Source organism: Algoriphagus halophilus (assembly GCF_900129785.1).
GTDB lineage: Bacteria > Bacteroidota > Bacteroidia > Cytophagales > Cyclobacteriaceae > Algoriphagus > Algoriphagus halophilus.
This window is the reverse complement of record NZ_FSRC01000001.1, coordinates 2411969-2434997: the sequence shown is the minus strand read 5'-3', so window position 1 is coordinate 2434997 and position 23029 is coordinate 2411969. Positions and strand designations below refer to the sequence as shown.

At 41.3% G+C, this 23029-nt stretch carries 20 protein-coding genes; all 20 read left to right on the top strand.

What is annotated here, in order from left to right:
* Positions 1–5 precede the first annotated feature (5 nt).
* From BUR11_RS10200 to BUR11_RS10105, 20 genes are read left to right on the top strand one after another with little or no spacing between them, the layout of a single operon-like run.
* Entirely contained in the window at positions 6–2375 is a 2370-nt protein-coding gene (locus tag BUR11_RS10200; protein ID WP_074224710.1) for a GumC family protein, read from the top strand.
* Between the two features lie 16 nt (positions 2376–2391).
* Positions 2392–4188, top strand: coding sequence for an ABC transporter ATP-binding protein (locus BUR11_RS10195; RefSeq protein ID WP_074224709.1), 1797 nt, complete (start codon positions 2392–2394; stop codon positions 4186–4188).
* 20 nt (positions 4189–4208) lie between these two features.
* Positions 4209–5321 (top strand): DegT/DnrJ/EryC1/StrS family aminotransferase, encoded by a 1113-nt coding sequence (locus BUR11_RS10190; RefSeq protein ID WP_074224708.1) that lies wholly within the window; start codon positions 4209–4211, stop codon positions 5319–5321.
* Entirely contained in the window at positions 5302–6204 is a 903-nt protein-coding gene (locus tag BUR11_RS10185; protein WP_074224707.1) for a glycosyltransferase family 2 protein, read from the top strand. Before BUR11_RS10190 ends, BUR11_RS10185 begins: the two co-directional genes overlap by 20 nt.
* Before the next feature lie 7 nt (positions 6205–6211).
* Positions 6212–7390 carry a glycosyltransferase family 4 protein gene (locus BUR11_RS10180; protein ID WP_074224706.1) on the top strand — a complete coding sequence of 393 codons (1179 nt, stop codon included), beginning with the start codon at positions 6212–6214 and terminating at the stop codon, positions 7388–7390.
* Positions 7390–8799 carry a glycosyltransferase family protein gene (locus BUR11_RS10175; RefSeq protein WP_074224705.1) on the top strand — a complete coding sequence of 470 codons (1410 nt, stop codon included), beginning with the start codon at positions 7390–7392 and terminating at the stop codon, positions 8797–8799. The genes BUR11_RS10180 and BUR11_RS10175 overlap by 1 nt, the downstream gene beginning before the upstream one ends.
* 28 nt (positions 8800–8827) lie before the next feature.
* Entirely contained in the window at positions 8828–9973 is a 1146-nt protein-coding gene (locus BUR11_RS10170) for a glycosyltransferase family 4 protein (RefSeq protein ID WP_074224704.1), read from the top strand.
* A complete protein-coding gene (locus BUR11_RS10165) occupies positions 9970–11115 on the top strand; it encodes a glycosyltransferase (protein ID WP_074224703.1) in 1146 nt (381 codons plus the stop codon). The genes BUR11_RS10170 and BUR11_RS10165 overlap by 4 nt, the downstream gene beginning before the upstream one ends.
* Positions 11108–11806 (top strand): class I SAM-dependent methyltransferase, encoded by a 699-nt coding sequence (locus BUR11_RS10160; RefSeq protein ID WP_074224702.1) that lies wholly within the window; start codon positions 11108–11110, stop codon positions 11804–11806. The genes BUR11_RS10165 and BUR11_RS10160 overlap by 8 nt, the downstream gene beginning before the upstream one ends.
* On the top strand, positions 11806–12918 hold the full coding sequence (locus BUR11_RS10155) for a glycosyltransferase (protein WP_074224701.1): 1113 nt from the start codon (positions 11806–11808) through the stop codon (positions 12916–12918). Before BUR11_RS10160 ends, BUR11_RS10155 begins: the two co-directional genes overlap by 1 nt.
* 11 nt (positions 12919–12929) lie before the next feature.
* Positions 12930–14348 carry an O-antigen ligase family protein gene (locus tag BUR11_RS10150; protein WP_074224700.1) on the top strand — a complete coding sequence of 473 codons (1419 nt, stop codon included), beginning with the start codon at positions 12930–12932 and terminating at the stop codon, positions 14346–14348.
* 1 nt (position 14349) lies between these two features.
* Positions 14350–15669 carry an acyl-CoA synthetase family protein gene (locus BUR11_RS10145; protein WP_074224699.1) on the top strand — a complete coding sequence of 440 codons (1320 nt, stop codon included), beginning with the start codon at positions 14350–14352 and terminating at the stop codon, positions 15667–15669.
* Positions 15666–16862: a glycosyltransferase family 4 protein gene (locus tag BUR11_RS10140; RefSeq protein WP_074224698.1), complete on the top strand. Its 1197-nt coding sequence runs from the start codon at positions 15666–15668 to the stop codon at positions 16860–16862. The genes BUR11_RS10145 and BUR11_RS10140 overlap by 4 nt, the downstream gene beginning before the upstream one ends.
* Positions 16859–17755, top strand: coding sequence for an NAD-dependent epimerase/dehydratase family protein (locus BUR11_RS10135; RefSeq protein ID WP_074224697.1), 897 nt, complete (start codon positions 16859–16861; stop codon positions 17753–17755). The genes BUR11_RS10140 and BUR11_RS10135 overlap by 4 nt, the downstream gene beginning before the upstream one ends.
* Positions 17752–18786, top strand: a complete 1035-nt coding sequence (locus tag BUR11_RS10130; protein ID WP_074224696.1) for a glycosyltransferase family 4 protein — start codon at positions 17752–17754, stop codon at positions 18784–18786. Before BUR11_RS10135 ends, BUR11_RS10130 begins: the two co-directional genes overlap by 4 nt.
* Positions 18787–18792: 6 nt before the next feature.
* Positions 18793–20652 carry an asparagine synthase (glutamine-hydrolyzing) gene (gene asnB, locus BUR11_RS10125; RefSeq protein ID WP_074224695.1) on the top strand — a complete coding sequence of 620 codons (1860 nt, stop codon included), beginning with the start codon at positions 18793–18795 and terminating at the stop codon, positions 20650–20652.
* 8 nt (positions 20653–20660) lie between these two features.
* Positions 20661–21068, top strand: coding sequence for a sugar 3,4-ketoisomerase (locus BUR11_RS10120; protein WP_074224694.1), 408 nt, complete (start codon positions 20661–20663; stop codon positions 21066–21068).
* Positions 21058–21492 (top strand): sugar 3,4-ketoisomerase, encoded by a 435-nt coding sequence (locus BUR11_RS10115; protein ID WP_074224693.1) that lies wholly within the window; start codon positions 21058–21060, stop codon positions 21490–21492. The genes BUR11_RS10120 and BUR11_RS10115 overlap by 11 nt, the downstream gene beginning before the upstream one ends.
* Entirely contained in the window at positions 21473–21940 is a 468-nt protein-coding gene (locus tag BUR11_RS21360; protein ID WP_074224692.1) for an acyltransferase, read from the top strand. Before BUR11_RS10115 ends, BUR11_RS21360 begins: the two co-directional genes overlap by 20 nt.
* Positions 21941–21988: 48 nt before the next feature.
* Complete coding sequence (locus BUR11_RS10105) at positions 21989–22993, top strand: glycosyltransferase family A protein (protein ID WP_074224691.1); 1005 nt, start codon at positions 21989–21991, stop codon at positions 22991–22993.
* Positions 22994–23029 lie beyond the last annotated feature (36 nt).

Genomic DNA, 23029 nt, shown 5'->3' with positions numbered 1-23029 from the left:
AGAATATGAGTTTCGATCAAGAGGAAAGCGATTTTTTCCAAGAGGATGACAGCAGTTTTGATTTAAAAACGCTGTTTCCAAAAATTTTAAAAATTTGGCCCATAATCTTAGGAACTGTAGCCCTATTTCTAGGTGCTGCCTACTATTATACCAGTACTACCGTTCCTACTTATTTGGTGTCAAGTAAGTTTTTTATCAAAGAACAGGAAAGTGCCTTATCCTTATTTGAAAACCCTGCTTTAGGGAATCAGCAAGGAATTGGGATCACCAATGAGATCATCATCCTAAAATCCCGACCGATTGCAGAAGCCACCTTGATCCAATTGGATTTTGATGTGGAATACTACGAAAAAGGTCGATTCATCAAGAGAGAGGTATTTAGGAAAACTCCTATTGTGGTGGAGGTAGACTGGGGATTTCCCCAACTGGTCAATGGATTAGTAGAAGTGAAATGGGAGAATGCCAATGAATACTCCTTGGTTTTTAATGATGAAAACTATTCCCAGTATTTTCCTGATGGAAGTTTTGGGGTAGGAGTTCCGAATCAAGAGGGTACCTATCAATTCAATGAATGGATAGAAACTCCACAATTCAAAGTCAAAATCAATAATACCTCCAATCAGGATACTGGAGAAGCCTATTACATTGTAAGAGATAATAACTATTTGATCAACAAATATTCCGGTGGGCTCATTGTTGATTTGGAGGAAAAGAACTCTACCATTCTTAACTTGAGTATGGCTGTTCCTAATGTGGATAAAGGACAAACCTACCTCAATGCCTTGATGGAAACCTATCTTGAACTGGAACTTCAGGAAAAAAACGAGATTGCCAACAGAACCATCAACTTCATCGATAAGCAGGTGGCAGGAGTGGCAGATTCATTGACTCAATTTGAAAATAAGCTGCAGGCCTTCAGGTCCAGTAACAAGATCTATAACCTTAACAATGAGAGTAGTACCGTATATGGCAGGTTGACAGAAATTGAGTCTGAATTAGCCAATGCCAATCTCAAGAGTAGGTACTATCAAAGTTTGAAAGACTACTTGGTGAGGGAAAATTACAATGAAATCGTAGTTCCTTCCGGTTTGGGTATTGAAGATCCTTATTTGAATGGACTGATTGAAAACCTCTTGTCTGTCCAAGTGGAGCGTTCCAGATTGATGGCAACCCAGACAGACCTTTCCCCAGCAGTGAGGGAGGCCAATAAAAAGCTCGATGATTTGAATAAATCCATTCGGGAGATTTTGGACAACGTGGATCTGAACAATAAGATGACGATCCAGGATTTGGAACAAAGAAAGAACGAAATAGAATCTTCCTTCAGGAATTTACCTCAAGCAGAGCAGAATTTAATTGCCCTTCAGAGACAGGCAGATCTTTCCGAAAGCATCTATAATTTCTTGAGTGAGAAAAGAGCAGAGTCTGCGATTACCAAGGCTTCCAATAGACCCAATAACAAGATCATTGAATTTGCAAAAGTAATTGGTGGCCCTATTACCCCAAAACCACAGCGGAATTACCTTTTTGCGTTCTTCTGTGGTCTGATGCTTCCGGTCCTTTTTGTTTTTGGAAGAGAGTTGTTTAGGGTACGAATCGAAGACATTTCCTATTTAGAGAAGCGGCTTAAAATCCCGGTGATCGCCACTATTCTAAAAAATAAGGAAGAAAACAACCTGGTTGTTTTCAATAACGGGAAATCAGGTATCGCTGAATCCTTCAGATCCTTGAGGGCAAACATCCGCTATCTGATGCAAAAAGATAAGCAGGTGACCCTGATGCTTACCTCTACCATTTCAAGTGAGGGAAAAACCTTCTGTGCCATGAACCTGGCCTCCGTCTATTCCTTGACAGGAAAGAAAACCATCTTGGTAGGTTGTGACATGAGGAAGCCGAAGATCTTTGATGATTTTGGATTGAAAAATGATGTAGGACTTTCCACGGTTCTAAGTAACCAGGTAGATGACTGGAAAGAAGCAGTTCAAAACTCCAAGTTTGACAATCTGGATATCATGGTTTCAGGACCTATACCTCCGAATCCGGCGGAATTATTGTCCGGGGATCAATTTGAAAGTTTGGTAAACGACCTCAAAAAAGTGTATGATGTCATCATTCTGGATACTCCACCAATTGGTTTGGTGAGTGAAACCATAGAATTATTGAATTTTGTGGATTTGACCTTGTTTGTCTTTAGACAGGATTATAGCCAGCGAAACTTCATAGATGCCCTGAATGGATTGAAAACCGGCAAGGGAATCAAAAATATCTACGCCTTATTCAACGGAGTAGAAGGTAAAGGAGTCACCTATGGCTACGGCTATAGCTATGGCTATGGATACGGATATTATAGTGATGATAAACAAGTCAAGAAGTAATCTGAAACAATTCTAAGTGAAATTGATTTCAAAATACTTCCGGCACTTCCTCTTCTTTTATTCCTATTTAGGAAATAGGATTATCCTGTTAATAGGCTTAAGCTTAGTGGGCGGGTTTTTGGATGGATTTGGCCTGGCTTTATTTATTCCTTTGATCCAGGTTGCTGGCAAAGATCAAATAGATAAAGCAGAGGCAGCCGAATCTTTAGGTTCTTTAAGTTTCTTATTGGACTTCATTACATGGACCGGTTTGGAGCTGACGGCGGTAGTCATCCTTGTTTTTTTACTTTCCATATTTGTTGCCAAAGGACTTTTTAAATACATGGAAAGCCATTACAAAGTGATGGTGCAGATGTTCTTTGTAAAGAAGATCCGTTACCAAATGGTGGATAGTCTTGGCGATATGGAGTACCGAAACTTTTTGGGATTGGATGCCGGTAGGGTTCAAAATACCCTTTCAGGAGAGATCTATAAGATCGTCTCGGCCTATGTTGCTTATTTTAATACCCTGCAATCCTTTGTGTTGTTATTGGTATATGTGGTGTTGGCCCTATTGGCCAATTTTCAATTCGCATTGGTAGTCAGTGTAGGTGGGTATTTATCCAATCTGATCTTCAAAGTAATTTTTAAATACACCGAATCAGCATCTCTCAATAACAGCCAGCTCAGTCATAAATATCAATCTTCCCTGATTCAGGCGGTTCACAACTTCAAATACCTCAAGGCTACCAATTACTTTCAGAGGTATAAAATTAAACTCAAGGACTATGTGGATAAAATTGAGCTGGAGCAAAAGAAGATAGGAATCTTTAATGCGATTCTTTTGGCCGCTAGAGAACCCTTGGTTATTGCCATTGTAGTGGGAGCAATTCTGGTGGAAATAAAACTCCTGAACGGAAACATTGCGGCCATCTTTTTGAGTCTGATGTTTTTCTATCGTGCTTTGAATTTCATTATGTTGGTACAAACGCACTGGCAGGCATTTACGGCCAATCTCGGGGGATTGCATGTGGGCTTGGAATTGTTGAAAGACTTAGAAAAGGGGAAAGAACAAGACGTTTCCAAAAAACAGGTGGAAAATATCAAATCCCTTTCCTTACAAAAGGTGGGCTTTTATTACCATCCTGAAAAAATGGTTCTTCATCAGATTGATCTGACCATTGAGAATAATAGGTCCTATGCCTTGGTTGGGAAAAGTGGGAGTGGGAAGACTACACTCACCAATTTATTGGTGGGATTGGTACATCCTACTGCGGGGAAATTCCTCCTAAACGGGGAACCCTTGCGATCTTTTAACCTGGCAAGTTATCGCTCCAAAATCGGATATATCACCCAGGAAGCAGTGATTTTCAATGATACTGTTTTTAACAATGTGACCTTTTGGTCAGATAAGACAGAAGAAAATTATAAGAAGTTCGAACATGCCTTGAATCTTGCGAATCTCAGCGAGTTGGTAGATTCACTTCCTTTGAAGGAAGAAACCATTTTAGGTGACAGTGGAGCTTTGATCAGTGGGGGGCAGAAACAGAGGATTTCTATTGCCAGAGAATTATTCAAAGAAGCTCAGCTCTTGATTTTCGACGAGGCTACTTCCGCCTTGGACAGTGAAACCGAGAAAATGATCCAGCAAAATATTGACTCATTAAAAGGTAGCTGCAACATTGTTTTGATTGCCCACCGATTGAGTACCGTTAAGAACGCAGATGAGATCCTTTTGATGAAAGATGGAGAAGTGGAATGCAGAGGCACCTTTAGTCAATTACTGAATGAAAGTGAAACCTTTAAATCAATGGTGGAACTCCAAGAGTTTTAATTAAACCCTTCAAGACATCTATGGTAAAATTTCTAGACCTTCTAAAAATAAACCTTGCTCATGAAGCAGAAATACAAGAAGCTTTAAATCAGGTTTTATTGAATGGCTGGTACATCAGAGGTAAATTTCATGATGAATTTGAACAGAAGTTTGCGGAATACTGTGGGACTTCAAGATGTGTTGGGGTAGCCAATGGGTTGGATGCATTGATTTTGATCTTCAAAGGCTTTAAGGAGTTGGGTCTACTCAAAGACGGAGATGAAGTAATTGTGCAGGCCAATACCTATATCGCTTCCATCATTTCAATTACCGCTTCCGGCTTGGTTCCAGTTTTTGTGGAGCCAGATGAGGAGACCTACAACTTGAGCGTCGAAAATGTAAAAAAAGCCATTACCAGTAAAACCAAAGCAATCTTGGCAGTTCATCTTTATGGTCAATTGACCCCGATGAAAGAGCTGAAAGAACTGGCTGAGGAGAAGGGCTTATTGTTAGTGGAAGATTGCGCCCAGTCCCATGGAGCGATGGATGAAAGAGGCCTTAAAGCCGGGAACCTTTCTGATGCAGCCGCTTTTTCATTTTACCCTGGTAAAAATATGGGAGCCTTGGGAGATGCCGGAGCAGTCACTACTTCCAATGAATCCTTGGCTGATATGGTCAAAACCATGGGGAATTATGGCAGCCAAAAGAAATATTTCAACGAGGTGCAAGGGGTGAATTCCAGATTGGATGAAATTCAGGCAGCAGTCTTACTTGTTAAACTGAAATACATCGATCAGGAAAATGCCGTCAGGAGAAGAATTGCCAAGAGATACCTCACTGAAATAAAAAACCCCCATTTGATTCTACCAACATCCCAACCGGATAGCTTGGATCATGTGTTTCATGTGTTCGTCATCAGAACCAAAAACAGAAAAGAATTAATCGAATTCACCGATGCTCAAGGAATCCAAACCTTGATCCATTATCCGATTCCCTTTCACAAGCAAGGGGCTTACCAGGAATATTCTTCACTCCAACTTCCCATTACAGAACGGATCCATGAGGAGATTTTAAGTATTCCGATTAGCCCGGTGATGGAAGAAGCAGAAGTGGATGAGGTAATCAGCGTGTTAAATGAATATCAACCTGGATAATCAAGTGAAACACACTCCTTTGGTCAGTATCATCGCCATTGCTTATAACCATGAGGAGTTTTTGGGAGAAGCGCTGGACAGCATCATTGCCCAAACCTATCCGGAGATTGAAATTGTCCTGGTGGATGCCTGCTCCAAAGACCAAAGTGTTTCCAAAATCAACGCATGGATCGCCAGCAACCCAGGCGTAAAAGTCAAAACCATCTTCCAGTCCTCTACCAAGAAGATTACCGAAAATGCCAATGACGCATTGGAATTGGTTGAAGGTGAATATTACCAGATTTTAAGTTGTGATGATGTGTTGCTTCCTCATAAAATCCAGGATCAGGTAAACCTATTTCAGCAATCTGACAATCAGCTAGGAGTGGTGTATTGTGACGCAGAGAAGATCGATAGGGAAAGTAAATCCATGCATTTACCTACATTTTTTCAGGAAAGAAATTGGACTTCAGCTTCCCAATTGCCTGCTGGAATGATCTTCCCTATACTTTTGATGGATTATTTCATCTGTGCCCCTACGGTATTGGTCAAGAAAGAGTTGGCTTTGAAAGTGGGAGGGTATAATCCAGAATCCATGATGGAAGATCTGGACCTGTTCTTGAAAATGGCACAGGAGTATTCCTTCAAAGGAATCCTGCAAGTAGGAGTGAAATACCGCATTTTAGAAACTTCCTTATTGAGATCCACAGATCCATTTCATAGGCAAGCCACCAGGTTGAAAATTTATTCAGAATACCTTGGCCAAAAAGGGGAGTGGGATCGGTTTATAACCCACCAATTTTTAATTGCCCATAAGGCAAAGTCTTCCTTACTCAACCTAGTTTATTCCTTGCAACTTGGGATTCAGAAATTCCTAAAATCCCAATTGAAAAAACACTATTGAGCTGTTGATGCCCCAAAAAAGAAAGGTTCTTTTCATTTTGCCCGAGCTATTGGGACCTGGAGGGCAAGAATTGGAGAATATTGGATTTGCAAAATGCCTCCATACGGATGCTCGGTTTAAGGTTACAGTCCTGAATTTTTATGCTCCTTTCCAGGTGAAAGAATTGGAAAATCTCCCCAAGTTGGACTGGGACTTGTCTCAGTTGAAGCAGGTAGTTTTCAATAAAAAATTCCTGAAGATCTGGGTGAAATCAGGCTTCAACTTTCAAATGAGTCTGGGGAATTGCTTTAGGAACTTTCCTGAGTTGTTTGATGCTTGGCTGAATGCCAAACTCAACACATTTGATCTCTGCTTCACGGGAATTAGTCCCACGGGTTTATTGCCCCATATTTTGAACAGCTGTATTCAAAATAACCTGGCATTTGCCTACCATGAGTCTTCGATTTTCCATCCCAAAAACGACCATTTCTATCGATTAATGGAGGGAAATGGTTCTTTATTGATTTCAGCAAAGGCAAAAGAAGAGTATCTCTTGGAACATTACCCTCATGCTGATTATTCGATCATCAAGCAGTGGATATACCTTGGCCAGGAAGAGTTCTTGAAAATTCCCCAAGGAAACCAGCATCCCATCAAGTTTGGCTATGTAGGCAGAATGGATTCAGGGAAAAATCTTCAGGTGATTCTGGAAGCCGTAAAAATCTTGAAAGAGAAAGGCCATGTGCTTGAATTTTTACTGTTTGGGGATGGCCCTGAGATGGCTAATCTAAAAGCATTTACCCAGAAATTTGGATTGGAAGACCAAGTGGAATTCAAGGGCAGTTTTCCTTTTGAACAAAGGCATACCTGTTTTTCCGAACTGGATGTTTTTGTGATGACAAGTACATTTGAGGGAGGTCCATTGGTGATTTTGGAAGCAATGGCCGCTGGAAAGCCAATTATTACCACCCTTGTGGGAGATGTACCCAACCGGGTCTTTGAGGATCAAAATGGCTATGTCTTGCCTATTGATTGCTCCCCTTACTCTTTGTCCCAGCAGATGGAAAAGTATTTAGATCAACAAGATCTTGTAACCAAACATGGAAAGAGAAGTAGAGAGTTCTTTTTACAAGAGTTTGAAGAAAAAGCCTGCCAAGAAATCTTCAAGGAAAGTATTTGGGACATCATCCGTTCAAAAAGTAATTAGTGGATAAGAAAATTCTATTTGTCATCCCCGATGGGGTAGGAATCAGAAATTACCTGTATTCTGATGTATTTCATCACCTGAAGCAACAAGGGTTTAAGATTCATTTGATGCATCATTTAGAACCTCAGGTGTTGAATTATGTAAAGAATGAAAGAGGGATTGATTTTAGCGATGAACCGGTAAGAAAGGTCAGCGAATCAAGGTTTCAGCAATTTCTGAGGGAGACCTCTACCTATGCCAGGTTGAAACATAACTCCAAGCTGAAACAAAACCCTACCATTCTCACCAATTGGTTTAAGGTGAAAAACAATCCTTTGAAACGTGTATTTCAAAAGGCGACTGAGCTGGCAAGTGCTACCCTGTCTTCCTATGATGGCATCAAATACCTGGAAGAGACCAATCGATTCAAGTGGAGGCGTAGTCTTGCCTACAAAGAATTCAGATCAGATATCCGAAGAATTCAGCCCGATTTGATCTTTATTACCCACCAAAGAGTAGCTACACTGGAACCCCTTTGCCTGGCAGCTGCTGATTTGGGAGTTAAGACGGTTACGGCCATATTTTCTTGGGACAATCTCCCAAAAGCCAGGCTACCCATCCGTACCGATCACTATGCAGTATGGTCTGAATACATGAAAAATGAATTGCTGGAATATTATCCGGAAATTCCTGAACCTTCCATCGCTGTAGTAGGTACCCCGCAATTTGATTTCCATTTTCAACCTGAACTGTTGGAATCCAGGGAAGAATTTGCTGCCAGGTATGGACTGGATAGTTCAAAAAAATGGATTCTTTTTTCAGGCGATGATGAACTGACTTCCCCGCATGATCCTGAATATTTGAAAGATGTGGCATCCGCCCTGGCTTCAGATCCTCAGGTGTCCATTCTGTTCAGGCAAGTTCCTGTTTGTACGGTGGATCGATACCAAGCGGTATTGGATCAGTATCCAAATATCATACATGTTCCGCCTAAATGGGAAAAAGGAACCAGTTGGATGTCGTTTTATCCCCTTTTCGAGGATGTGAAACTGTTGATGAACCTTTGTCACCATTGTGAATGCTCGGTAAATATTGGGTCCACCATCGGGTTGGACTTTTCATACTTTGGGAAGCCAACGGTTTTTTTGGCATATGATACGGTGCAAGATCAACACTGGAGTACCGATGTGGTGTATCAATTCCAGCACTTTCGATCCTTTGAAGGATTGGATGCCGTGGTTTTTGCAAAAGAAAAATCAAGCTTGGCTACCCTCTTGAAGCAGGTATTGGAAAACCCAAGCCGCTTTTCTACCCAAAAACATCTGTGGAGAGATAAAATCGCTGCCAATACAGAAAATGCACCTTCTTCCGTACAGATCGCGGCTTTTTTGGAATCCCTATTGATTGAAAAAGAGGCAGTCCAGGAATAACTCAAATCAATTCGTTAAGAAAAAGATCATGCATATTTGCTTTTTATCCAGTGAATACCCCAAAGCAGGTTTTCCCCATGGAGGAGTAGGGACTTTTCTTCAGATTCTGGCTAGGAATCTTGTAAAGCATGACATTCGTGTTTCCATTGTAGGGTTGAACTATACCGATGAATACGAAGAGACGCTTGATGAAGGAGTGCACGTTTATAGATTAAAGCCTAGAAAAGTAAAACCCATTACATGGTATTTGACATTTCAGGCGATCAACTCCAAAATCAAGGAAATCCATCAAAAGCATCCCATATCTATCGTAGAGTCCACAGAATTGGGCTTGGCATTTATCAAAAAGATTCCTGGTATCAAGTATTTGATACGGATGAATGGAGGCCATCATTTCTTTGCAGAATCAGAGAACCGGCCAATTGACCCTTGGAAAGGCTTTCAGGAAAAGCGCTCATTTAGAAAGGCGGACATGGTTTTTGGGGTGAGTGAATATGTGATTAACCATACTGCCAACTACCTGGATTTTGCAGATAAGAAAGGACCTGTTATTTATAACCCTGCGAACCTTGAACATTTCTATCAGGCAGACCCCAGTAAAATGGTACCTGGAAGAATATTTTTTGCGGGTACCGTATGCGAGAAAAAAGGAGTGAGGCAATTGATCTTGGCCTTTCCAAAAATCAAAGAACGATTTCCAGAAAGTGAATTGTACATCGCCGGAAGAGATTGGTTTTTCCCGGATGGAAGGTCCTATATTCAGTATTTGAAAGATTCTCAAATTCAGGATGCCGTAAAAGATTCCATCAAGTTCTTAGGGCCAGTTGCAAACCATGAGCTTCCAAAATACATGGAAGCAGCAGAAATCTGTGCCTATCCCTCCCATATGGAAGCGATGCCCTTGGCTTGGATTGAAGTATTGAGTATGGGGAAGGCATTTTTGGGATCTGTTTTAGGGCCTGGTCCAGAAGTGGTGAATGATCATGTTACCGGAAGGGTATGTGATCCAAGAGATGTAGCAAGTGTAGAGAGCGTGTTGTTGGAAATGCTCAGCGATAAGGAAAAAAATCTGAAAATGGCAGAGGCGGCAAGAAAAGATGTGTTGGAACGCTTCTCCATTGACAAACTGGTCCATAAAAACATAGACTTTTTTAGGCAAGTAGTAGCTGGATGAATTTTTTGATTCTTACCCATGTGCATCATGTCAAAAAAGGAGGTAACTATTATGCCTATGGTCCCTATGTAAGAGAAATGAATATCTGGACCAAATTTTTTACCTCCGTTACGATCCTAGCACCGCTGTCAGAGGATAGAGAATTGAATCCAATAGAGATTGCCTACGAGCATGAAAACATCCGATTTGTACCTGTTCAGGAAATCAACTTGACCACTTGGAGGGGGAGAGTCCAAACCCTAGGGTCCTTACCAGGGACCCTTGCTAAAATACTTCAGGCGATGAGGTCAACAGACCATATTCACTTGAGGTGTCCTGGAAACATGGGATTGGCAGGAGCGGTTCTTCAGTACTTTTTCCCATCCAAAGCCAAAACAGCCAAATATGCTGGGAATTGGGACCCGGAAAGCGACCAGCCATATACCTATAAGCTCCAACAGCGATTGGTTTCCAACCCCACATTTGCAAAAAACATGAGCGTGTTGGTTTATGGGAAATGGCCCAACCAAAGTCAGAATATAGTTCCTTTTTTTACGTTTTCTTATAGTCAGAATGAATCCCAGGAAGATCACAGAGAAGCGCTACAGCGTGAAAATAAACTATACAGACCCCAACTACAATTACTTTTTGTAGGGGCGCTGGTACCCGGGAAAAATCCACTCATGGCTGCGGAGGTAGCCCGCCTATTAAAATTGCAGGAAGTCAACTTTAAATTGACTTTTTGTGGAGAAGGGGATCAAATGGAACCACTTCGCCAATTTGTGAAAGAAAATAGCCTGGAAGAAGAAGTGGAACTTTGTGGGAATTTGGACAGTGAACGATTGAAGAATAAGTACAAACAATCCCACTTTTTAATATTTTTATCGGAAAGTGAAGGATGGCCTAAAGTTGTAGCCGAATCCATGTATTTTGGTTGCCTGCCCATTACAACTCCCGTATCTTGCGTTCCATTTATGTTGGCAAATGGAGAGCGGGGAGATTTAGTGGATAAGGATCCAGGAAAAGTAGTAGAGAGAATCAACCATTACCTGACAAACCCAGAAGATTTTTTTAGAAAGTCTAGAAATTCAAAAGAATGGTCCAAAGCTTTTACCAAGGAAAGTTTTGAACTGGAAATAAAGAAGTTAATTAAGAATGTATAAAGAAGGCACCTATTTTTCTGATACAAAGCGCCACTTGGAAGATGCTGATTTTAAGGTCAGTGCAATTCTAAGGTTGCTGAATCCTATTTTAGACAAAGCTGATATAAAAGTGAATTCCTATGCGGATGTAGGCTGTGGTGCCGGGGGAGTATTACTTGGTATATCGCAAGCATTTTCCCAAAAAGGCAACCCTATCCAAGAGGTCAAAGGATACGATGTTTCCCCACATGTGAAAGACATGAAGATGGATCCTATTCGTTTTGTACATGGGGATTTTGTGGAAATAGGGACCGATGCGGACTTGATTACCTTAACCGATGTGTTTGAACACGTGACAAACCCAGTTGATTTTATCAAAAATGTCTCCAAGAAAGGTAAGATTATCGCCTTTCATATTCCTTTGGATGATTGCTTAAGTGTGAACCTAAGAAACCTTCAAAGACAAAAAATCCAGAATCCTGGTCATTTGATATTTTTGAATGTCAACTCTGCTTTGAATATGATTACCATGGCAGGCTTACAGATTTTGGATTATGATTTTTCTAGAGAGACGATCAAGGCTCCCTCGAATAATGAAACAGTACTTCAAAAACTCTTTTCTCCATTAAAAAGAATCATGGTGGCGTTGAATCCATGGATCTACTCCAAAATCTTTGGATTCAGCTTAGTAGTGATTGCCAAATCAAATTAATGAGGACAACTAGCCCAAATAAGCCCAAGATTTTTCAATTGGTTGATTCCCTTAGCATGGGAGGGACTGAGAGAATGTCGGTAAATATTGCCAATGGCTTAACTGAAATAGGGGTGGAGAGTGGCTTGATTGTCACAAGAGAATCCGGGGGGTTGGAGGAATATTTACTGCCTTCAGTAAAGAAATTCATATTCAAGAAGAAAGGAAAGCTGGATGTTTTTACCTTCTTCCAAATTTTGAGCTTGTTGAAAAAAGAGGCTCCAGATGTACTGCATGTACATCAGACATCCATATTTTGGGGGGCATTGCTGAAGAAGTTTCTCCCCAACACCAAACTGATATGGCACGATCATTTTGGGATGAGTGAACAGTTGGATCAACATCCAAGAAAGGAAATGGATTACCTGATTTCCTCTGTGGATTTGATCATTTCTGTCAATGAGAAAATTGAAAGTTATTGGAAATCAAGATTTCCGATGATGGCAGATTCCACCTATTTCATCGAGAACTTTTCAGGAAAACTTACAGCAGTTCCCGAAAGGAAATTGGGCTCCACCTTTAAAATCATCAATATTGCAAATTTCAGAAGGCAAAAGGATCAGTTAACACTTATCAGGTCCCTTACCGGATTAAAAGAGAAGCTAGGAGATTTTAAAGTGTATTTGCTAGGTGAGTTTGTGGAGAAAGATTGGTTGACAGCAATCAAAGAAGAAATAGATGCGCTTGGGTTACAGGAGCAGGTAGAGATAGTAGGACCCGTTGTGAATGTCACTCCCTATATTGAAATGGCACATTTGGGGATTTTGAGTTCAGAATCCGAAGGACTACCTGTTGCCCTTTTGGAATATGGAATGGGAGCCTTGCCTACCATTGCAACGAATGTAGGACAATGTGCAGATGTTTTGGGAGGTGGATCCTTGGGGGAATTGATCCCTTCTAAATCACCGGAACAGCTCCATGAAGCAATTCTAAGAGTGTTTAATAAGTATCCTCAGGCCATTCAGCGTGGGTATCAATTTCAGGAGCAGACAGAAGCCAACTATGGGCCTTCAAACTTCTTCAAAAAGTATTTACCGATTGCTTTACCGGCATTTGAACAAAAAATGGCTTAGCCCCAACCTGTATGATAAAGCGGATTATCAGTTCTAAATCCCGATTTGGGTGGGTGTTGTTCCATGTGTTTTTGGGGATCGTCTCCTCGATTACTCCATGGGGATTAATTGCCTGGTTTTATTTAGTGTTTGCGACTTCGTTTTATGTCGTGATCAAAAGTAAATCCATCTTTCCTTTTTGCCTGTTTATAGCCTACCTGACCTCGTTTGAGCTGTTGGCAAGGATGTCTCAGACGTCCCCTTTTATCCCCTATGAATTGGGGAAATACCTCTTGTTTCTGATGCTTTGCATTGGGGTGTATAAGTTCAAGACCAAAAGTCATATCGGGCTGGTGATGGTCCTGTTACTCCTGCCCTCTGCATTCTTCGATCTTTCAGGAGAGGTCAACAGAGGTTCATTGATTTTCAATTTGATGGGACCTATCAATGTGGCCATGGCCATCTGGCTTTTTTATGGAAAATCGATTTCTAAACTTCAGTTGATTCGGTTATTAAGGATTAGTATCCTTCCCTTGATAGCGATTCTTGCTTCGACTATTTTTAAAACCCCTTCCTATAATGAGCTGGAATTTACCTTAGGAGCAAATTTCGCCACCAGTGGTGGAGGTGGGTCCAATCAGGTTTCCACCGTGTTGGGCTTGGGAATGTTTATCTCTTTCATTTTCCTCATCAACAAATGGAATTTGACAGGATACCGAATCACAGACTTCCTGTTGTTTTTTCTATTCGGTTTCCAGGGGTTGCTGACCTTTTCCAGAGGGGGAATCCTGGGAGGTGCCTTGGGGATCATGATTGTGTTTTATTTTGTAATTAAGACTCCTAAGAAACAGAAAACCCTGTTCAAGCTCCCTAATTTGGGGAAGGCCTTCTTACTCTCTTTATTTTTGGTATTGATCACATTTCAGGTTGCCGACAGTTTAACAGGAGGCCTATTGAGCCTAAGGTACTTGGGAGAAACAGAAGGAACCTTGGCAGGAACCAAAGAAAAGTCACTCAACTCGATCACTACAGGAAGAGTAGAGATTTTCTTGGAGGATATGCAGTTATGGGGGGATTCACCCATTTTAGGGGTAGGAGCAGGAGCATCCTCCTATATGCGGAATTTCAGCTATTTCTACCTTTCCCATGTGGAGATGAGCCGATTGCTATCAGAGCATGGATTACTGGGCCTCATTTATTTTGTGCTGCTGCTCTATGTATTGGTTCAAATATTACTGAAAAAACAAACACCAATGGAAAAAGGGATCATGGTAGCCTTTTTCATCATTGCCTTGTACACGACTTTTCATGCGGCCATGAGGACTTATCTTACCCCACTTTTTATTGGATTAAGTCTACTTTATGTAAAACCTACTTTGGGGAAAAAGACACCTGCTAAAGGAGTTAAAAAGCTTGAACCCATTCATCCTGAACCAGTTTCTGTAAGCTGACATGTTGAATATTCTTGATTTATTGAAGTTTCAGGGATACCCTATTGAAGCGGCCCAAAAAGAGTTGGCAACCCTCCAATCCTACTCCAAAGACCAGTTTGAAGATTGGAGAACTAAGAAAGGATGGGAAACTGCCAAGTTCCACTATGAACATAATCCACTTTATAAAAAACTGGTAGGAAAGCATTTTCCTGACAGATGGGAAGATTTACCCATTGTCAAGAAAAAGGATATCCAAGTGGATTTTACTGAGAAACTGAGTCATGGGATTTCCAAAAAAGACCTGCATTTTGGGAATACTTCAGGTTCATCTGGAATTCCCTTAAAATTTGCCAAGGATAAATTTTGTCATAGCATGACCTGGGCATTGATCGTGGATCGATACCAGAAAATCGGGTTTTCGCAAAATGATTTTCAGGCAAGATTTTATGGCATCCCTTTAGGGTTTCCCCAGTATCATAAGGAAAGGCTAAAAGATAAACTCATGAATCGGTACAGGTTCATAGTTTTTGATTTTTCAGATCAAAACATGGAGTTTTATATCCAGAATTTCAAAACAAAGAAGTTTATCTATACCTATGGGTATACCAATTCCCAATTGTTTTTTGCCCGGTATCTACAGAAAAAAGGGATCGTTCTAAAGGACATCTGTCCTACCTTGAAAGGATCCATTGTGACTTCTGAGCAATGTACAGAAGAAGACAAAGTATTTCTGGAATCCCAATTTGGACTTCCTGTTTACAATGAATATGGAGCATCCGAATTAGAGTTCCTTGCCATGACTGATCATGAGGGTAAAAGAAGGCTTTCTTCAGAAACAGTGATTGCTGAAGTGGCGGATGAAAACTATCAGATTTTGAATCCAGAAGAAGGAGGTAGTTTTATTTTCACGAACATTTACAACAAAGCCATGCCTTTTATCAGGTATGAAGTCGGGGATTTAGGTGCTTTTAAAAGGGATAGCTATTCAATTCAGGATGAGTTGACACAACTCAATGGTCGTTTGAATGATACCATAGTTCTTCCTTCCGGAAGAAAAGCCCCTGGATTTTCATTGTATTATATTTCCAAGCATTTGACTACCTCCTTTTTGAAGTTAGATGAATACCAGGTAAGGCAAATCCAACGAGATACCTTTGAAGTGGATGTAGTCATGGAAGAACCATTGGATGCCCGGTCCATATCCTGCATTCAAGAGGCTTTTGACACCTACTTGGAAAAGGGCTTGACCCTAAGACTAAAAAAAGTTGATCAAATAAATCGGGAGAAGTCCGGAAAGCTAAAACATTTTTTATCCTTATTGGAAGAACCAAATTCATGAACATCCTTTATTTCTATCAATATTTTGCCACCTCCAAAGGATCTTGGGGCACAAGAGTACATGAGTTTACCAAAGAATGGGTGAAGGAAGGACATCAAGTGACGGTGGTTACCAGTGTATATTCAAAATCCGATATTTCTGCTTCTAAGTTTATTCAAACGAACTATTATGAAGGGGTGAAAGTCATTATCATTAATGTTCGAATTGATAACAGACAGCCATTCTTGAAAAGGATTTTTTCATTCCTTGCTTATTCCTTTATCTCCTGCTGGTATGCCTTGACCTATTCCTGTGATCTGGTTATTGCCTCCAGTGGCCCCATCACAGTAGGATTACCTGGTTTGATTGCGAGGTATTTTCGTGGAAGGAAATTGGTGTTTGAAGTTCGGGATTTATGGCCCGATGGAGCCATAGAGCTTGGGATCATCAAGAACCCATTGCTCAAGAAATTATCCCTGGCCTTTGAAAAGTTTTGTTACAAATCCTCCAGTTTAGTGGTTGCGCTTTCAGAAGGGATGAAGTCGGAGATTTTGGAAAAGTCCCCTCAAACCAAGGTGATTTCAGTTACCAATGCGGCGAACATATCCTTGTTTTCTACCCCCGCAAATTTTCCGGCAGATGCACCGGTCAAGCCCTATCATTATGCCATCTATACGGGGAATATAGGAGAGGTCAATAATTCAATCTGGTTATTGGATGCTGCAAGAATTCTTCAAGAAAGGGGTATTGATGATGTCCAGATTTTTATGATTGGGGAAGGGCAACAAAGGGAAATGATCGATCAAGCGATTCAAGAGGAAGGATTAAATACCCTCATTAGATTAGGATTAATGCCAAAATATAAATTGGTTCCACTCATTCAGCATGCCATGGTCTCTTTGGTTCCATTGAAAGGAACCCGCGTCTTAGATACCTCTTCACCCAATAAGTTTTTTGAATCCTTATCCGCTGGAGTACCCGTAGTTCAAAATACCCAAGGTTGGATGAAGGATTTCTTAGACAAGAATAAAATCGGCTATACACTGTCGCCCAACGATCCAGCCCAATTGGCTGATCTGTTGGTTTATTTAAAGGATCATCGAGCCATTTTGGAGGACATGGGGGCAAGAAGCATGGCAATAGCCAAAGAGGAATTTGATGCAGACTTCCTTGCCAGAAAAATGCTTAAAGGAATCGAGGAGGTATATTCATGAAGGTTTTATTAACGGGAGGAACAGGCTTTTTAGGAGCCTATATTTTCAAGGCACTCCAAAAAGAACATGAAGTCATCACTTTGGGTAGATCCGCAAAGAACAGCCTTCAGGCTGATTTCAGCAAGGACCTGCCCTCGATTCCTTCGGTTGATTGGGTGATCCATGCTGCGAGTCCAGCTCATTTTATCCCCAAAACCGAGTCCGAAAAACAGTCCTTTTTTGAGGTCAATGTAGGTGGTACAGAAAAACTATTAAGGGGTCTGAAAGAGATTCCTAAACTATTTGTTTACATCAGCACCGTGGCGGTTTATGGATTGGATGAAGGAGATATGGTCAGGGAATCGACCCCTCTCAATGGGGAAAACCCCTATGGGAAAAGTAAAATTGAAGCAGAAAACCTGATTTTGGAATGGGCTGAAAAAAATGGGGTAAAGACTTTTATTTTTAGGCTCCCTTTGGTGGTGGGTGAAAACCCTCCCGGTAACCTATCGGCTATAGCGAAGGCAATCAAGAAAAAGATGTATTTCAGGATCGGGAAAGGACTCAACAAAAAGTCCATGGTTTTGGCGGAAGATGTGGCCAAGCTGATCGGTGAACTAGCGCACAAACCTCCCGGGATTTATCATTTATGTGATCCTGCACCTGCCAGTTTATCGGAAATTGACTCATCTATAGCATCACGATTTGGGTATCGTGTGAAAACCATACCGGAACTTCCTATACAGCTGGTTGCAAAAATCGGTGACCTTTTCCCATTCTTTCCCCTTAATTCCTTGAAAGTAAAAAAGCTTTCCAGTACGCTGACATTTGATACCCAGAAGGCGATTGATGAACTTAACTGGAAGCCAAACAGTGTGCTTGGCTTTTTGAAAAACACCTCCATTATTTCATGAGAATTTTATTTCTAGGAGAAACCTACCGGGCAGACGCCATCAGTTGGATAAAGGGAGTGGAAGCCAACTTGGGAGTAAAATTGGAAACCAGGGAATTGCCGAAAGGAAATTCAAGGGTTTTGAGAATGCTTGCTGCCTTGGGTTTTTTCGGCAAGCTGCTGATGACCCGATTTTCCAAACCTTATGATTTGGTGTTGGCAGAGCGTGCGACCAGTTATGGGTTTTTCTCCTTATTCGTACATGCCAAAAAGCGAGTAGTAGCACAGCAGGGAATCACGGACGTGTATCCAGAATGTGGATTCTCAGGTTTCTATAAAAGTATTCTCCAGAGGTTAGCTTACAAAAAAGCGGATTTGATCCATGCTTGGGGAAATGTGATGACCTATGCCATGTTGGAATCGGGGGCTAGTCCTTACAAAATCATGGTGATGCCCAAAGGAATTGATTTATCCCGATACCAATGTCCCGATAAGCAGGAGTTGACGCCTGCTTTTATTGTGACCAGATCCTTCTATGATCTGTATAGGCATATCGATATCGTGGAGGCAGTTAAGATCTTACGGGACAGGTCCATTCAGATAAAAGGATATATGGTCGGAGAAGGACCAGAAAAAGCGGAAGTACAATCCTTAATCCACCAATACCAATTGGAGGAGACGCTGATTTTAAAGGGGCATGTTCCTAATGATCAATTACCGGAACTGATGGATTTATGCCGCTACTATGTTGCGGTTCCCACCACAGAGGGAGTTTCCAGTTCATTGTTTGAAGCGATTGCATCAGGCTGTTACCCTATTGTTACGGACCTTCCTGCCAATCAGGCATTTATAAAAAATGGAAAGAACGGACATTTGGTAGCTCCATGTCAGCCTATTGAATTAGCAAATGCCATAGAGTCCGCATTACATGCTGGAGCTCAGGTTGAAGAGGCTTTGGAAGAAAACAGAAGGTATATTGAGCAGCATGTGGATTATCGTAAAAACATGAAAATCATCTCGGATAGGTACAGATCCTTAATGCAAACTAATTAACAATACATGTGTGGAATTGTAGGTTTTTGGAATAAAGAGTTACCGGCTTCAGAATCCACTCTGATTGCGATGCGGGAATCTTTGATTCATAGAGGTCCCGATGCGGGCTCACATTGGGCTGAGGGTAAAATTGGCTTGGGACATAGAAGACTTTCCATTTTGGATTTGAGTGAAGGAGCCAACCAGCCCTTTGAATCTCCTTGTGGGAATTACATTTTAGTGTTTAATGGCGAGATTTTTAACTTCAAGACCTTTTACCCAGAGCTAAAAAATAAGGGGTACAGCTTCAAAACCACCTCTGATACCGAAGTTCTCTTATTCCTGTTGATGGAATATGGAACAGATTGCCTAAGCCGACTCAATGGATTTTTCGCATTTTCTTTTTTAGATAAAAGAAATCAGGAAATGATTTTGGTGCGGGATAGATTCGGCGTGAAGCCATTGTTCTATTCCAACAGCGCTCGCGGTTTTTATTTTGCCAGTGAGATCAAGGCCCTATGGGCTGGAGAAGTTCCCAAAGAGATCCAGGAATCTCAGCTTGACGAATTATTCCTTTACCGATATACCTCCGGAGAAAACACCGTATTCAAAAATATCTTCCGGTTGTTGCCAGGATACCTGATCCGATTAAAGGATTCAGGAAATCATGTTTCATCAGAACGCTGGTTTCACTTGGGGAATGAGATCGCTGCCCAAAAAACAATCACCAATCCCTACGAATGGTTTGAAGAGACCTTCCATGACAGCATTCGTTTGAGGATGATCGCTGATGTACCTGTAGGTACCCTTTTAAGTGGAGGCTTGGACAGCAGCAGTACCCTATATAGCCAGTCAAGCCAAGGATTCGAGGATCTAAGTGCATGGAATATTTCATTCAGCAATAAAGAGCATGATGAGTCCCATTTAGCCAGAAAGCTATCCAAAGAGCTTGGGGCAAATTTCCATAGCTATGAGTTTGATCGGGGGCAACTAGTAGATTTGACCACCAGATCTATTTTCCAACACGATGAGCCCATCATGCATTTTTCCGATGGTCATTTGTTGGGAATATCCGAAAAGGCAAAGTCCGAAGTGAAAGTGTTGCTATCTGGGGAAGGAGCGGATGAGATCCTTGGGGGTTATGTGAGGTATAAAGTCCATGACAACGAACTCCGATATAGACTGCTCAATTTAATTCGGTTCATCCCCGACAAATGGTTGAAAAATGACCGATTGAGAAAAATGAAACGCTATTTGGGAATGGGGAATAGAGAGGCTGAAATCCTCATGAATTCCAATGAACTCTACCTGGCCGACCTGAAAAAACTGGGCGTTCTATCTTCGAATTTACTTCCGGATTTTAGAGTTCGAATTTTGGAAGAAGCCAAGAAAGTATATCCCAACAACCGCTTACGACAACTGCTATACCTGGAGCAACACACACATCTGTACACCTTGAATGACAGAAATGACCGCACCACTATGGGAGCATCCATTGAGTGTAGAGATCCATTTCTGGATCCTAACCTGGTGGTAGGTGTGGGAAGTCTTCCGGATAAGTACTTTCATATCAAAGGAAAAGGCAAAGACTTGCTGATGAACAGTATTGGTAAAAAACTTCCTGATTACATCACGCAGCATAGGAAAGTAGGCTTATCGGTTCCTTGGGATGAATTGATTTTACAAAACCCAATGTTGAGAGAACATCTGGAAAATTTACCCAATTCCGAATTATTTTCTTTTAAGCCATATTGTTATTTGGATGTGAAGGGGATTGTTGAGAATTTCAAGAAGAACCCTAAATTATATTATCCTACCATTCGGCAGGTATTCTTTACCGCATTGTGGTTTCAGACCAAGTTTGAACCTTCAACCATTGAAAATTGATTCATGATATGCAGAATAATGGGCAAGTAAAACTTCCGCAAATATTCGACCCCAGGGGGAATTTAACCTTTCTACAATACCCGGATCAAGTTCCATTTGAAATCAAACGGGTGTTTTGGACCTATGATGTTCCAGGTGGAGAAATCCGTGGCGGGCATGCATTTAGGAAGCAGCAAGAACTTATTATTGCCTTAAGTGGATCCTTCGATGTGGTCATTACGGATGAACAAGGGAATGAAACCAGAACTTCCTTGAATAGATCTTATCAGGCCTTGTTCTTGCCAAAGATGACCTGGAGGCATTTGGAGAATTTTTCAACTAATTCTGTGGCGCTGCATTTATCCGATTCAGAATACTTGAAAGGAGATTATATTCGGGATTTTCAACAATACCAAACCCTAAAAAATGGCGAATAAGACAATTTGGGACTGCAATTTGGTGTATCTCCCAAAATTAGGAGATCGAAAAGGCCATATCACTCCAGTCACCAACCTGAAAGAATTGCCTTTTGAAACCAAAAGAGTATTCTATTTATATGATATTCCTGGAGGGGAAAGTAGAGGAGCCCATGCCCACTACGAGTGCCATCAATTTTTAGTGGCCGTCAGTGGAGCTTTCGAAGTGTTATTGGATGATGGAAATTCCAAAAGGCAAGTATTATTGAATAGACCTGACTTGGGATTGATGATTCCTGCAGGTATTTGGGCTTCCGAAATCAATTTTTCTTCTGGAGCCGTTTGCTTGGTGTTGGCAAGTGAAAAATACAATGAAAAGGATTACATACGAGATTATTCTGACTATTTGAAATTCATACAATCCAATGATTCATCCGCTAGCTGACGTCCAAACCAAAAAGATTGGAGAAAATACCCGTATATGGCAATATGCAGTTGTTTTGCAAGGAGCCTCCATTGGAAAAGACTGCAATGTCAACTGTCATACCTTTATTGAAAATGATGTGTTGATAGGGGATCGGGTGACCGTGAAATCCGGTGTTTTCCTTTGGGACGGCTTGACGGTAGAGGACGATGTTTTCATTGGTCCGAATGTCACGTTTACCAATGATAAATATCCCCGTTCCAAGCAGTATCCAGATGAATTTCAGCGCACCGTTATTAGGAAAGGCGCTTCCATAGGAGCCGCATCGGTGATTTTGGGTGGCTGCACCATCGGTGAGAATTCCATGGTAGGAGCAGGATCTTTGGTCACCCATGATGTGCCTCCCAACACCTTGGTGATGGGAAGACCTGCCAGAGTTGTCCGGAAATTGGTGGAAGATGCTGAATAATGATTGTTATAAATGCTCTAAAATGAATTCCAAAAAGGTTGAGAAGTCATGAGAACAGGAATTAACCCTGCAAAATTAGATTCCAAAATTGCCCAAAAATATCATCACAGGATCATCATACCTGTGTTTATTCCGGAGATTTCTGGTTATTTCAAGGATTTGATGGAAGTGTACCGGTTGTGCATTGAATCAGCCCATTTGACCCAGCATGGGAGGTCAGCAATTACGGTGGTAGACAATGGATCCTGCGATCAGGTGAAGACTTGGTTGAGGGGATTGCAGGATCAAGGAGTCATAGAAACTTTGATTACTCACAAAGAAAATGTCGGTAAAATTGACGCCATCATGGGAGCTGCCAGGGGATGCAGGGAGGAACTGATTACCTTATCCGATAGTGATATCCTGTTCAGGAATGGTTGGCAGGAGGAAGTGGAAAAAGTTTTCAGGAATTTTCCCAAAGCAGGTTCAGTGGCACCATTTCCAATCGCCAGACATATGTATTATCATTCCTCTTCCACCCAAAAAGCTGTCATAAAAGGTGAATTGGGGTTTAAGTTCAAAGAAACCTCAGAGCATGAAATGATCAAAGAGGTGTATGATTCCTATGGTTGGAATTATGATCCTGGGTACGATGGGCTATTGCCGGTAGTGGATAGCAAAGGGGTAGAAGCTGTGATGGGAAGCGGTCATCAGGTATTTACCATTAGACGTGAGTTGTTTTTCGGGATGCCACAGGAGCCAAGTTTTATCAAAATCGGATCCGGTAGTGAGTTGAACTGGATAGATATACCCATCAACCAATTAGGTACTTGGAGATTGAGTACGTTGCATACTTGGGTACATCATATGGGAAACCAATTAACCCAAGAAAACAATCTGGTGTTTGAAAAAGTTGAGAAGAACGATCAGGTACCTGAATTGATCCGCCTTCCAGATATAAAAACTGGTGAAATAAACCAATTGGAACATCGGGTATATGCGAAGCTATTTAAAATGAAAAATGATGCTAGGCCTCCAGCCCCCGAGTTGACTGTTCAATTTAAAAGCCTATGATCACCCTAAAGTCCATGATCACGATCAAATTTAATT

What these genes read in the sequence shown, in the direction of transcription:
- BUR11_RS10170 (WP_074224704.1), top strand. Translation starts at nt 8,828, where the DNA reads ATGCATATTTGCTTTTTATCCAGTGAATACCCCAAAGCAGGTTTTCCC.
- BUR11_RS10115 (WP_074224693.1), top strand. Translation starts at nt 21,058, where the DNA reads ATGGCGAATAAGACAATTTGGGACTGCAATTTGGTGTATCTCCCAAAA.
- BUR11_RS10150 (WP_074224700.1), top strand. Translation starts at nt 12,930, where the DNA reads ATGATAAAGCGGATTATCAGTTCTAAATCCCGATTTGGGTGGGTGTTG.
- BUR11_RS10190 (WP_074224708.1), top strand. Translation starts at nt 4,209, where the DNA reads ATGGTAAAATTTCTAGACCTTCTAAAAATAAACCTTGCTCATGAAGCA.
- BUR11_RS10135 (WP_074224697.1), top strand. Translation starts at nt 16,859, where the DNA reads ATGAAGGTTTTATTAACGGGAGGAACAGGCTTTTTAGGAGCCTATATT.
- BUR11_RS10155 (WP_074224701.1), top strand. Translation starts at nt 11,806, where the DNA reads ATGAGGACAACTAGCCCAAATAAGCCCAAGATTTTTCAATTGGTTGAT.
- BUR11_RS10145 (WP_074224699.1), top strand. Translation starts at nt 14,350, where the DNA reads ATGTTGAATATTCTTGATTTATTGAAGTTTCAGGGATACCCTATTGAA.
- BUR11_RS10140 (WP_074224698.1), top strand. Translation starts at nt 15,666, where the DNA reads ATGAACATCCTTTATTTCTATCAATATTTTGCCACCTCCAAAGGATCT.
- BUR11_RS10185 (WP_074224707.1), top strand. Translation starts at nt 5,302, where the DNA reads ATGAATATCAACCTGGATAATCAAGTGAAACACACTCCTTTGGTCAGT.
- BUR11_RS10180 (WP_074224706.1), top strand. Translation starts at nt 6,212, where the DNA reads ATGCCCCAAAAAAGAAAGGTTCTTTTCATTTTGCCCGAGCTATTGGGA.
- BUR11_RS10165 (WP_074224703.1), top strand. Translation starts at nt 9,970, where the DNA reads ATGAATTTTTTGATTCTTACCCATGTGCATCATGTCAAAAAAGGAGGT.
- BUR11_RS10120 (WP_074224694.1), top strand. Translation starts at nt 20,661, where the DNA reads ATGCAGAATAATGGGCAAGTAAAACTTCCGCAAATATTCGACCCCAGG.
- BUR11_RS10160 (WP_074224702.1), top strand. Translation starts at nt 11,108, where the DNA reads ATGTATAAAGAAGGCACCTATTTTTCTGATACAAAGCGCCACTTGGAA.
- asnB (WP_074224695.1), top strand. Translation starts at nt 18,793, where the DNA reads ATGTGTGGAATTGTAGGTTTTTGGAATAAAGAGTTACCGGCTTCAGAA.
- BUR11_RS10200 (WP_074224710.1), top strand. Translation starts at nt 6, where the DNA reads ATGAGTTTCGATCAAGAGGAAAGCGATTTTTTCCAAGAGGATGACAGC.
- BUR11_RS10105 (WP_074224691.1), top strand. Translation starts at nt 21,989, where the DNA reads ATGAGAACAGGAATTAACCCTGCAAAATTAGATTCCAAAATTGCCCAA.
- BUR11_RS21360 (WP_074224692.1), top strand. Translation starts at nt 21,473, where the DNA reads ATGATTCATCCGCTAGCTGACGTCCAAACCAAAAAGATTGGAGAAAAT.
- BUR11_RS10130 (WP_074224696.1), top strand. Translation starts at nt 17,752, where the DNA reads ATGAGAATTTTATTTCTAGGAGAAACCTACCGGGCAGACGCCATCAGT.